Origin of the sequence: Clostridium aestuarii, from assembly GCF_026735135.1 — a bacterium.
GTDB classification, from domain to species: domain Bacteria; phylum Bacillota; class Clostridia; order Clostridiales; family Clostridiaceae; genus Clostridium_H; species Clostridium_H aestuarii.
The window spans coordinates 714,011-726,860 of sequence record NZ_JAPQER010000001.1 but is presented as its reverse complement, the minus strand read 5'-3'; the positions used below and the strand labels follow the sequence as shown (position 1 = coordinate 726,860).

The following is a 12,850-nucleotide window of genomic DNA, read 5'->3' as shown; positions in this document are numbered from 1 at the left end:
GAGGACTTAATGTGAAAGACATAGAACTTGCTAAAAAATATTTGATTGAAAATGGTTTATCTATGGTTATTGTTAAGGATAGCGAAGTTGTTGTACAAAGAAAAGCAAGAGGAATAGAGCCTTTGTTTACTGCAGTACTTGAAAAAAGAGATTTGATAGCTGGAGGAGTTTTAGCTGATAAAGTTATAGGAAAGGCTGCAGCCATGTTAAGTGTAGAGGCAGGTATAAAGCATATCTATACAAAAATGATAAGTGAGAATGCTATACAGGTTTTAAAGCATAATAATATATCTTTTGAGTATGAGTTAAAGGTACCTTATATATTGAATAGAACGAAAAGTGATGCATGCCCGGTAGAAAAAATGGCTAAGGATGAAGAGAATATTGAATATTTACTCAAGAAAATTGGAAACTTTTTAAAAACATAAACATATACTACTAATAAATTAATTTAGAAAAATTAATGTTTTCAAAAAAGATGTTGACAATTTTCAAAATACCATATATAATTGTGAATAAGAATTTCGGTAATTTAACAAGATAAAGTGACGACGGAGAGAAAAATACTTTGTTTTAACTGCAGAGAGCCAATGTATGCTGAAAGTTGGTGTTGAAAGAAGTATGTAATGATCACTCTAGAGCTGCCAAATTGAAAGAAATTATTTTCAAGTAGATTAGGACGGTTGCCACCGATACATGGCTATGGTTAGGTGATTTTCTAAGAGTAATTTTGAAAATCTACGTCGATCTGAATAATAAGGCATTTTATTTAAAATGTGAATTAGGGTGGTACCACGATAATATCTCTCGTCCCTATGAAGTATACAATTATACGTTCATAGAGTCGAGAGTTTTTTATTTATATAGTAATATTTTTATAAACTTTGAATTGCCAGAAATTTTTTATAGAAATTAAAAATTAAAAAGGGGGGGCTTATTAAAGGGGTAAAATTTATACATTCAACAGTAAGAAAATACAAAATTTGCAATTATATGGTATTTTATAATTAGTATTTAGATAAGGGGGCTTTATATATGAAAAGAGATAATTTTGGATCAAAATTAGGTATTTTAGCAGCAGCAGCGGGATCTGCAATAGGGCTAGGCAACATATGGAAATTTCCGTATATTACAGGACAAAATGGTGGGGCAGCATTTATTTTAGTTTATTTAGCATGTATTGTTTTAGTTGGACTTCCTGTAATGTTAACAGAGTTTGCACTAGGAAGAAGGACACATAGAAATGCAGTAGGAGCATTTAAAGAATTAGAACCAAATAAACCATGGTATCTATCGGGAATTGTATCTGTTACAACAGCATTTATCATACTTTCTTTTTACGCTATCATAGCAGGATGGGTATTTTCATATCTATCAAGATCAGCTTCAGGCAAGTTAATAAATGTTGCACCAGATAAATTAGAAGATTATTTTGGAGCAATAATATCTAATGGAACTGAGCCTATAGTATGGACTTTTGTTGTACTTGTGGTAACCGCTGGTGTTGTAATTTTAGGAGTTAAGACTGGTATAGAAAAATGTAGTAAGTTCTTAATGCCAATATTGTTATTAATCTTAATTGCCTTAATGATTAGATCTGTAACTTTAGATGGAGCTTCAGCAGGATTGGAATTCTTATTTAAACCAGATTTTTCACAATTAACTAAAAAGGGTGTTTTAGAAGCACTTGGACATTCTTTCTATTCTTTAAGTTTAGGTATGGCAATAATAATGACTTATGGTAGTTATATAGATAAAAAAGAAAATATTTTTAAATTGGCAGTTCAAGTAACTATAGCAGATACATTAATTGCTTTAATGGCAGGAGTAGTTATTTTCCCAGCAGTTTTTGCTTACGGATTAAAACCTAATTCAGGACCAGGATTAATATTTATAACTCTTCCAGCGGTATTCAAGGCTATGCCATTTGGAGCTTTCTTTGAAACTTTATTCTTCTTATTAATTGGAATTGCAGCTGTAACTTCAACTATATCTTTAATGGAAGTTGTTGTAGCTTTTGTTACAGAACAATTTAATATGGGAAGAAAGAAAGCAACTGTTTTAGTAACGTTAGCACTATTCGCGCTTTCTATACCAAGTACATTATCTTTTGGTGCATGGTCTGAAGTTAAAATGTTTGGTAAAAATTTCTTCGATCTTTTCGACTATATTACAGCAAATATATCATTACCATTAGGTGGAGTATTAGTATGTGTATTTGGAGGATGGATTTGGGGTACGAAGAATGTTGTCAAAGAAATTGAAAGTGATGGATTACATCCTTTCTCATGGAGTAATCTATATAGCTTTGCTATCAAAGTAGTTGCACCATTAGCAATTATGGTTATATTTGTACATTCTATTGGTTTAATGGAATACTTCAAAACTGGTTTATCAACAAATGCATTATTAGTAGTAGGCGGTTTAGTAGTACTTGTTCTTGCGGCGTGGGGCCTAAAATCTAGAAGAACAAGTAACGAAGAGTAAATATAAAATTTAATGGGGTAAAAATAGGGGCGCTATTCATTTACTTTGTATAATAGAGAGTTAAGTTACAAATATATTTTGTGACTTAACTCTTTTTTTAATTTACATGTTTTGTTTTATAGTTGAAATGTTAAAATATATGTTAGATATAGAATTTTAAAACTTGAAATTTTACATAGTTTAAAACTCACGATTGAAAGTTGAGAGTTAGAGATAATTTGTATCTGAAAGTTATTAATAAAAATTAGTATTTTAAGTTTTCTGTGTATAATATGAGAAATTTAAGGGGTGAAATTATGAGAATATTACATACTTCGGATTGGCATCTTGGAAAGAACTTAGAAGGTGCTAGTAGAATGGATGAACAAGAGCAATTTATAAAAGACTTTGTAGATATAGTAGAAGAAAAAAATGCAGATATGGTTATAATAGCTGGAGATATTTATGATAATAGTAATCCTCCTGCAAGAGCAGAGAAAATGTTTTATAGGGCTTTAAAAGAGATTTGTAATGGTGGAGAGAGAATAGTTTTAGTTATAGCAGGAAATCATGATAATCCTGAGAGACTTGTAGCGGCAAGTCCACTTGCTTATGAACAGGGGGTTATCCTTTTGGGTAGACCTAAGAGTTGTGCTGAAATAGGAAGATGTGGGAAGCATGAAATATTAAATGCTGGTGAAGGGTTTGTTGAGATAGAAGTAAATGGTGAAAAAATAGTAATCATAACTTTACCTTATCCTAGTGAAAAAAGATTAAATGAAGTGCTTTCGGAAAGTATTGAAGAAGAAGAAAGACAAAAAAGCTATTCTGCAAGGGTTGGAGAGTTGTTTCTATCACTTTCAGAGAAATATAGAGAAGATACTATTAATTTAGCAGTATCACATTTGTTTGTTTTAGGTGGAGAAGAATCAGATTCAGAAAGGCAAATTCAACTTGGAGGAAGTTTAGCAGTAAGTGCTGCGGCTATTCCAGAAAAGGCTCAATATGTTGCTCTTGGACATTTGCATAAACCTCAAAGAATAAAAGGGAGAAGTAACTGCTTTTATTCAGGGTCTCCACTACAATATAGTAAGAGTGAAGTGGGATATACAAAATGCTGCTATATTGTTGATGTTAAAGCAGGGAAAGAAGCGGAAGTAGATAAGATTAATTTTAAAAACTACAAGCCTATAGAGGTTTGGAAGTGTGAATCTGTAGACGAGGCTATTAAAAAATGTGAGGAAAATTGTGATAAAGAAATTTGGGTTTATTTAGAGATAAAGACAGATAAATATATAACTCAAGAAGACATAAAAATAATGAAGAGTCTTAAAAAAGATATTTTAGAAATAAGACCTATAATTAAAGGAAAAGATGAAGAAAATGAGGATTTTTATAATGTAAAAGAAAAAAGTATGGGAGAACTTTTTAAAGAGTTTTATGTAAAGCAGAGAATGGTAGAGCCAAACAATGAAATTATGGAGTTGTTTTTAAGTATAGCTGGTAAAGAAGAAGGTGAAGAACATGAGGCCTAAAATGCTTAAAATTATTGGATTAAATAGTTTTGAAGAGGAACAAAAGATTGATTTTGAAAGACTTACTGAGAAAGGACTTTTTGGTATTTTTGGACCAACAGGAAGTGGTAAATCTACAATCCTAGATGCTATAACTATAGTTTTATATGGAAAAGTTACAAGAACAAATAAAGGTTACATAAATACTACAACTAAAAATTTAAATGTAAGCTATGAATTTGAAATTGGATTAGGAAGTGAAAGAAAAACTTATATTGCAGAGAGAAATATGAGAATTGATAAGCATGGTGCGTATAAGACTAGATATGCACGACTTATTGAAAAGAATGAGAGTGAAAGCAATATACTTGCTGATAAACCAACGGAAGTTCACAAGCAGATAGAGAAAATTATAGGACTTACTGTGGAAGATTTTACTCGTTCAGTTGTGCTTCCGCAGGGGAAATTTAGTGAGTTTTTAAAGCTTACAGGAAAAGATAGAAGAGATATGCTTGAAAGAATCTTTGCCCTTGAGAAATATGGTAAAAACTTAAGTGATAAGATAAAGCGGGCAAGAAATAAAAGAATAAAGGAAAAAAATATATTAAGTGGTGAGTTGAAAAAATATGAAGGATTGTCTGAAGAAGTATTTAAAGAAAGAAAACTTCAATTAAAAGAGCTTATTAAAGAGGAAGAGAGTTTAATTGAAGAAAAGAAAAAATTAAATATAGATTATGAGAAATATAAAGGTATATACGAGCTTCAAAATGAACTTAAAGATTATAAAATTATAGAAAAAAGCTTAGAAGACAGAAATGAAGAAATTTCACTAAAAAAAGAAAGTTTAGATAAAGCTAAAAAGGCTTTACGGGTAAAACCTTTTATTGATGATTTAGAAAAAACAAATATGCAAATTAAAAATAATAATAATGAATTAAAGAATTTAGAAATTAAACTAAAAAATATAGATGAAGAATTAAAAGCTACAGAGAAAAAGTATAATGATGTTTTGGAAAGAAAAGAAAAAGAAATACCTGAACTTATTAAAAAAGAAGCTAATCTTCAACAAGCAATAGAAATAAATAAAAAGGTAGCAAGATTAAAATTAGAAAGAGAAGAGCTACTTAAAGCTTATACTAAAGTTAAAGGTGAGATGAATGCATTAGAGAAAAAATTAAATTTAATACTTTCAAGTAGAGAAGATAAGTTTAAAAATATAGAAGAAGTAGATAGTAGATTAAAGAAAATAAGTGTTGATCCTGAGTATAGAGAAAAAGTACAGGATGCTTTTAATAAAGAGAAGGAATATAAACAATTATTAGATAAAAAAGAAGAAGTAGATTTAAAAGTTAAAAACAAAGAAAAAAATATTATTAATGAAAAAAAAGAATATGAAAATGTAGTAGAGGTACAGAAAAAACAAAACAGTATAGTTATAGAACTAGAAAATAAATATAGAGAAATAGAACAGCAAAATCCAGGGGATAATTCACTACTTCTAGAAAAATCAGAAAAAGTAAGTTTCTTGAGAGAAAAGCTAGAGAAGGCTGTTAATAATGATAATAAAAAAAGACAATTAGAAAAAATTTTAAAAGAGGTTTATGAGGATAAAAATCCTGTAGAAGAAGAAATTAAGCTAACTAAAGAGAAGTTGATAAAAAAAGAGAAAGAACTAACTTTTATAGATGAGGAAATAGATTATATTAATAAAACTAATTTAGCTAGTATTTTAGCTAGGGAGTTAGAAGAAGGAAAGGCATGTCCGGTTTGTGGTTCTATTCACCATAGTTCTTCAGCAGAAAAAATAGATATAAAATTATTAGAAGAAAAACAACAAAAGAAGACTCATATTCAAGAGCAGCTTAAAGAATTAGATAAGATTATAAATAAATTTTCTATTAAACTTGTATCTTATGAAAAAGAAGAAGAACATATGAAAAATGATTTGAATCAAATAGAAGAAGAACTGGAAAATATTGATTTATCAAAGCTTAAGGAAGAAAAGGAAAAAAAAGAAAGAGAATTTATAGATTTAAAAAATAGACTTGAGAAATACAATAAAGAAAAAAATGAAATAGATAATAAGCTAAAAATGCAAAAAGAAAATAATGTAAAGATAGACATGAAGGAAGCAAAGTTAAGTGAAATACTTAAAAGTGAAGAAAATTCTTTAGAAGAGTTAAAAAAAGATTTATCAAAAGAAAACAAAAAACTAGATAAGGCTTCTAAAGAATATTTATTTTTAAAGAAAGAGCTTAAGCTAGAAGATATAACATTAAAAATGCAGGAAATAAAAAAAGCTGAAAAGGAAAGTATACAGTTACAAAACAATCAAAGAGAGTTAAGAAAATATATAGATAAAATGGATAAACAAAAGGAAGAATTAAATAATAAAATTAAAGAATTAGATATTGAGATTTCTAAGATATTGCAAAGTGGAAAAGAAAAAGCAAGTATTATAAAAATGGAAGAAGAAGAATTTCAAAAGCTATCTTTAGGAAAAAATCCAGAAGAATATATTGAAGTGGTTAGAAAAGAAATTAAAAAAATTAATGAGAGTAGTGATATTCTTAAAATCAGACTGGAAAAAGATAAAAAACAAAGACAAGAAATATGGGATACAAAATTAAGTTTAGAACAAAGTAAATCTATTCTTACCAATTTATATAAAGAACAAAAAGAAAAACTAGAAGTTTCTCTTCAGGAAAATAATTTTAGTAATGATAATGAAATACTAAAAGTTTTATTAGATAAAGAATTTATAAATAGAATAGAAAACGAAATAAATAAATTTGAAGATGAGATAAAGAACGTAAAGAATAATATTGCTAGAATAGATAAAAAGTTAAATGGAGAATTTATTGAAGAAGATAAATGGCAAGAAATTAAAAAAGATAGAAGTGAAAAGGAAAAAGTATTAAATTTAAAAATAAAAGAAATTGCTACTATTCAAAAGACCATTGAAGATATGAAAAAGGATATAGAAGATTTAAAAGAACTTAAAAAGAAGGAAAAAGAAATAGAACATAAATTAAGTCTATTAAATGACTTAGGAAAATTAGTTGAAGGAAATAAATTTGTAGAATTTGCAGCTATGAATCAATTGAAGTATATAGCAAGAGAGGCATCAAGAAGGTTAAAGAATATAACTAAAGACAGATATGCTCTTGAAATTGATAGTGAAGGTAATTTTACAATTAGAGATGATTATAATGGTGGAGAAATAAGAGAAACTAGTACACTTTCAGGAGGAGAAACTTTCTTAACTTCTCTTGCACTGGCTTTAGCACTTTCATCACAAGTTCAGTTAAAAGGTAGTGCTCCACTTGAATTTTTCTTCCTTGATGAAGGATTCGGTACCCTTGATAGGGATTTATTAGACATTGTTATGAATTCTCTGGAAAGGATTCATAACTCTAAGTTTTCTGTAGGTATAATAAGTCATGTAGAAGAACTTAAAAATAGAGTCCCAGTAAAACTTATAGTTACTCCTGCAAAGCAAGGTGAAGGAGGAAGTAAGGTTAAATTGGAATATAGCTAATTACCTATAATTCATCATATTAAATGATAATATTATCATTTAATATGATGAATTATTTTTTATTTTTTAAGAAATTATAATTATAAGGATATAAGTCATGTAGAGTATAGAAATTTTAAGGAGAGTTGTAAATATGGAGTTTGTTAAATTTGAGAATATTAAAAATTTAAGTGAAAAATCTATAGATAAAATGTATAAAAAACATTATAATAATGGATTATATACATTATTTAAAAGAATAGGAATAGATAAGGAATTTGTTAAGGCTCATGGTGTTTATGTATATGATAGAGACGGGAATGAATATATAGATTTTTTGGGGGGATTTGGAGCTTTAAATTTAGGACACAACAACACTCAAATTATAGAAGCAATACAAGAAGTTAAAGATAGACCTAATATGTTGCAAGTGTCTAAAAATACTTATGCTGCTGTACTTTCAAATAATATAAGCTATTTGACAAATAGAGAAATGAAATATTGTTTTTTTACTAATTCTGGAACGGAAGCTGTTGAAGAGGCAATAAAGATTTCACTTCTATATAATAAAGAAGGAAATATAATATATTTTAGTAATGCATATCACGGTAAAACTATGGGTTCTATTTCTGCTTTAGGATCAAAAATAAAAGAAAATTATCAGCCTTTACTTTATAATTTTATAGAAGTACCTTATAATAATATAGAAAAATTTAAAGAAGCTGTTGAAAATGTGGATATTGTAGCTGTACTAGTTGAGCCTATTCAAGCAGAAGGCGGAATAGTAGTTCCTTCTAAAGATTTTTTAAATGAAGTAAGAAAAATATGTGATAAAAAAGATATTATTTTGATTTTTGATGAGGTACAAACAGGTCTTGGAAGATGTGGTGCTATGTTTTGCTATGAGAAATTTGGAGTTGTTCCAGATATTATGTGCCTTGCAAAATCTTTAAGTGGAGGAGTAATACCAATAGGATGCATAGCAGTTGAAGAGATTTTATGGAAAGATACTTATGGAAAGGTAAAAAATGCAAAGTTACCTAGTTCTACCTTTGGAGGAAATACTCTTGCATGTGCTGCAGGAATTAAAACATTAAGTATATTAAAGGAAGAAGAACTATATAAAAGAGCAGAGAATTTGGGGAATTATGCATTGAAATTGTTAATAAATTTGAAAAATAAATATACAATTATAAAAGATATTAGAGGCATGGGATTAATGCTTGGTATTAGATTTGATAATTTGAATGGTATTATTTCTGATAAAATTATGGAAGCTACAATGGCTCAAATAATTTCAAAGCTTATGAATGAATATAGAATTATTTCAGGTTATACTACAAATGATCCATCAGTACTTAGAATAGAACCACCACTCATTATAGAAAAGAAGCATATAGATTATTTAATATATGCTTTAAATAGAATATTAGATGAAGAAAATAATATTTTTAAATTGGGCTTTGATAGTATAAAGAATATAACTAAAAATATTTTAAATTAACGGTAATTGAGCATTGTTAATTTTTAATATTAATGAGAATAATATTAATATTATATTAATACGTTTATAAAGTATAACAATAAATTAGGGAGAATAATTTTATGATGATAAGGGGGATAGGAGGAGTTCCTCAATCATACTGTCCTTACAAAGATATTGTTCGTTTGTATAACAAGAGAGAAAACTACATTATGCAAGTAGAAGGAGAAGGAAGGATAACGGTAAAGTCAGATATAGCTATTGTATATTTAAGTATACTTACAGAAAATAAAAATCTTGAAGTAGCTCAAAAAGAAAATGCAGTAAAGACTAATAATGTTATTAATGGATTAAAGGATATTGGAATTAACAAAGAGGATATTGAAACAGTGTCTTATAATATTAAAAAAACATATGACTATATTGAGGGTAAACAAGAGTTTAGAACATATGAGGTTAAGAATAGTTTAAAAGTTACTGTTAAAGATTTGGACATGGTAGGAGAAGTAATTGATACAGCTGTAGAAAATGGTGCTAATGTTATAGATAAAATAGTTTTTACTATTTCAAATCCAGAACTATATTATAGAAAAGCATTAAAAGTAGCTGTTGAAAATGCCATAAAAAAATCAATGGATATTGCTAGAACAATGAAGGTTGCAATAGATAAAATTCCTATTAAAATTAAAGAACAAGATTATCCAGAGACACTAAAATTAGAATATTCAGCTTATGATGGAGTTGCTACAACAGCAAAAACTACACCTATACAAGCAAAAGAGTTAGAGATAAGAGCAAAAGTTGAAGTGATTTTTGGATATAAATAAACAAAAAGGAAATTGCACCGCAATTTCCTTTTTGTTTTGGTGTATATAGTAATATGTGCAATGATATGGATGTTCAATAAAAAAGGAAATAATACCTTGAATTATATATAATATTTAGATATGATATATAATGTTTATTATTACATTAATATACTAATGATATGGATATTAAATATGTGTTAGCATTAAAGGAGAGTTTAAAATTATATTTTTAGGGGGAAAGACCAATGAAGAAGTTTAAAAGTTTTATTGGGTTATTTTTAATGAGTATTATGGTATTTGCATTATCAGGATGTGGAGCTAAATCTGATAAAGAAATCATAATCAATGCTATTGAAAAAAGTAATAGCATAAATACATGTGCTTATAAAGCAAAGATTGATATCAAAGCTGATGGAATAAAAAAGGATACTCCTTCGGCTGCAATGGATAAAGTAAATATAGAATTTGATGGAAAATCTATTAAGGAAAAGGATGAACAATCAAAATTTCAAGGTAACTTAAAACTTAATGCTTCAGGTATGAATGTTGCAATGAAAATGATGGGTGAGGCATCCGTTAAGAATGATAAAGCTAATTTTCAAATATTTATGCAAATTCCAGAAATTATAAAATCTCAAGCTGCTCCTATGTTTGAAAATATAGATTATGTTTATGTTTCTTCTGATACCCTTGAGAAGTTTGAAAATCAACTTAAGGCAATGGGACAAGCACCAGCAGAATCAGGTATTAATCCATTAAGTATAAATGGACTAGATAAGCAAAAAGAGTTATTAAAATCTTTAAAGGATTATATAAATAAAAATGGTGATAAAATTATAGAAAATAAAGGCAAACAAGAAGTGGAAATTAATAATAATAAAGAAAATATTGAAATTTATGATGTGAAAATTGATAATGCTGAAATAAAAAAGATATTACAAGATATTATGGTTTCAGAAGATAAAAGTTCAGATTCAAAAGAATTAGATAAATCAATAGATGAAATATTAAAAGCTATAGGTGAAGAAGGATTAAAAGTAACTATTGGAATTAAAGATGGTTACATAGTTTATGAAAAAATTAATATGAATTCAACAGCAGAAGATGTGAAAGTTCAGTGTAGTATAATATTAAATATATTTGACATTAACAAAAAAATAGAAATAAATATACCTAAAAAAGAAGATGTTAAGAGTATAGATTTAATGGAATTAATGGGTATGCTTTTAGGTGCAGGTATTCAATAATTTTTAAGCAAATTAATTGTAAAAGACCATAAATATAGATTTCTATATTTATGGTCTTTTTAAAATCAATTAGAATAACTAAATTTACTTACTTTTTCCGAAAACTTTTTCCTTTAATTTAAGTCCTGTTGGTGTAATTGCACATCCACCTAAAGCTGTTTCTTTAAGTTCACATGGAAGCTGTTTACCAACTTTATACATAGCTGCAACCATTTCATCAAAAGGAATTATACTTTTAACTCCAGCCATAACCATGTCTGCAGTAGTAAGAGCAGCTACTGTTCCAGAAGAGTTTCTCTTAGCACATGGAACTTCAACAAGACCAGCTACAGGGTCACAAACTAATCCTAAGATATTTTTTATTACTATAGCTGCTGCATGTAATGCTTGATCAACAGTTCCACCTAACATTTCTACTATAGCTGCTGAAGCCATTGCTGCAGCAGAACCACACTCAGCTTGACAACCTCCTTCAGCACCTGCTACAGTAGCATTTTGAGCTATAATCATTCCAACTCCTGAAGCAGTAAATAAAGCTTTTACAAGATCGTCTTCTGATTTATTAAGCTTTTCTCCAGCAGAAATAATGGCAGCAGGTAAAATACCACATGAACCAGCAGTTGGGCATGCAACTATTCTTCCCATTGCAGCATTAACTTCTGAACAAGAAATAGCTCTAGCCATAGCTTTAACCATAAATTCACCTGTTAAAGTATTATTGTTTTGTGAATATTTGTTTAGTTTTAATGCATCTCCACCGATCAAACCACTTACTGATTTAACTTCATTTTCAAGAGCAAAATTTGCAGAGTGTTTCATAACGTCTAAGCTTTTTCTCATTTTCTCAAATATTTTTTCTTCCGATAAGCCGCTATTTTCTATTTCAGCTTTAAGTGTATATTCCCATATAGTACAGTTTTGTTCTTTACAAGCTTCTAAAAGTTCTAATCCAGTGTTAGCAAACATAATTTAAATATCTCCTTCCGTGATTGGGTTTATGACTTTTACATGATAGACATCAGGAATTTTCTCTATTATTTTAATTATATCTATAGGAATTAAGTTATCAGTTTCAACAGTCATAGTAGCTTGCAATCCTTTACTTGTTCTGTAAACTTTCATAGTACCAATATTAATATTTTGGTTATATAACATTGTAGTTATTTTTGAAATAACTCCAGGTATATCTTTATGTCGTGTTATTAATGTAGGATAATCTCCTCTGAATTCAACAGATTGGCCATCTATATTAAATATCATTATATTTCCGCCACCTATAGATGAACCAGTAACTTCTGATGTTTTTCCATCTTCTTTTGTAATAATAAACTTAACAGTATTAGGATGAACATCTCCTAAATCAGTTTCTTTAAAGATAACTTCTATTCCGTTTTCTTTAGCTATTTCAAATGAAGTTTTTAAACTTTCATCCCATGGATCCATTTTTAAAATTCCTGCTACTAATGCTTTATCAGTACCATGACCTTTATAAGTTTGAGCAAATGATCCGTGTAATAAAAATTCTACCTTTTTAATATGGTTTCCAGCAATAATGCTAGCTACTTTAGCAAGCCTTGCAGCACCAGCAGTATGAGAACTTGAAGGACCTATCATTACTGGACCTACTATGTCGAAAACACTGTAATTACTCATTAAAATTCCTCCCTTTGATATGTTTTATGGTTTTAAAGATATGTATATAAATGATATAAATAAAATCTACACGTATAAATATATATAAATACACCCCGATAATTGTAAAAAATAGTGTTAAAAACCCATCCTTCAAATATAATTATAAATTATATTTT

The 12,850-nt window shown here is 28.3% G+C and carries 9 protein-coding genes and 1 other annotated feature; of the genes, 7 read left to right on the top strand and 2 right to left on the bottom strand.

The window, feature by feature from the left end; genetic code table 11:
- Positions 1-11 precede the first annotated feature (11 nt).
- The 7 genes from OW763_RS03040 (at position 12) to OW763_RS03010 (ending at position 11,039) form a co-directional block, all read left to right on the top strand.
- Positions 12-428, top strand: coding sequence for a DUF1893 domain-containing protein (locus OW763_RS03040; RefSeq protein ID WP_268039584.1), 417 nt, complete (start codon positions 12-14; stop codon positions 426-428).
- Positions 429-539: 111 nt separating this feature from the next.
- Positions 540-818, top strand: a binding site (T-box leader).
- 217 nt (positions 819-1,035) lie between these two features.
- Positions 1,036-2,487 carry a sodium-dependent transporter gene (locus OW763_RS03035; RefSeq protein WP_268039583.1) on the top strand — a complete coding sequence of 484 codons (1,452 nt, stop codon included), beginning with the start codon at positions 1,036-1,038 and terminating at the stop codon, positions 2,485-2,487.
- Between the two features lie 296 nt (positions 2,488-2,783).
- The gene (locus tag OW763_RS03030) at positions 2,784-4,001 is read left to right on the top strand and encodes an exonuclease SbcCD subunit D (protein WP_268039582.1); all 1,218 of its coding nucleotides are present in this window, start codon (positions 2,784-2,786) and stop codon (positions 3,999-4,001) included.
- A gap of 1 nt (position 4,002) precedes the next feature.
- Positions 4,003-7,521 carry an AAA family ATPase gene (locus OW763_RS03025; protein WP_268039581.1) on the top strand — a complete coding sequence of 1,173 codons (3,519 nt, stop codon included), beginning with the start codon at positions 4,003-4,005 and terminating at the stop codon, positions 7,519-7,521.
- A 133-nt stretch (positions 7,522-7,654) separates the two neighbouring features.
- On the top strand, positions 7,655-9,004 hold the full coding sequence (locus OW763_RS03020; RefSeq protein ID WP_268039580.1) for an aspartate aminotransferase family protein: 1,350 nt from the start codon (positions 7,655-7,657) through the stop codon (positions 9,002-9,004).
- A gap of 101 nt (positions 9,005-9,105) precedes the next feature.
- Positions 9,106-9,810 (top strand): SIMPL domain-containing protein, encoded by a 705-nt coding sequence (locus OW763_RS03015; protein ID WP_268039579.1) that lies wholly within the window; start codon positions 9,106-9,108, stop codon positions 9,808-9,810.
- Positions 9,811-10,037: 227 nt separating this feature from the next.
- Positions 10,038-11,039 carry a hypothetical protein gene (locus OW763_RS03010; protein WP_268039578.1) on the top strand — a complete coding sequence of 334 codons (1,002 nt, stop codon included), beginning with the start codon at positions 10,038-10,040 and terminating at the stop codon, positions 11,037-11,039.
- Positions 11,040-11,123: 84 nt separating this feature from the next.
- On the opposite strand, the gene sdaAA is transcribed toward OW763_RS03010, so the two are convergent.
- Entirely contained in the window at positions 11,124-12,005 is an 882-nt protein-coding gene (sdaAA, locus tag OW763_RS03005) for an L-serine ammonia-lyase, iron-sulfur-dependent, subunit alpha (RefSeq protein ID WP_268039577.1), read from the bottom strand.
- Between the two features lie 3 nt (positions 12,006-12,008).
- A complete protein-coding gene (gene sdaAB, locus OW763_RS03000; RefSeq protein WP_268039576.1) occupies positions 12,009-12,692 on the bottom strand; it encodes an L-serine ammonia-lyase, iron-sulfur-dependent subunit beta in 684 nt (227 codons plus the stop codon).
- Between the last annotated feature and the right edge of the window lie 158 nt (positions 12,693-12,850).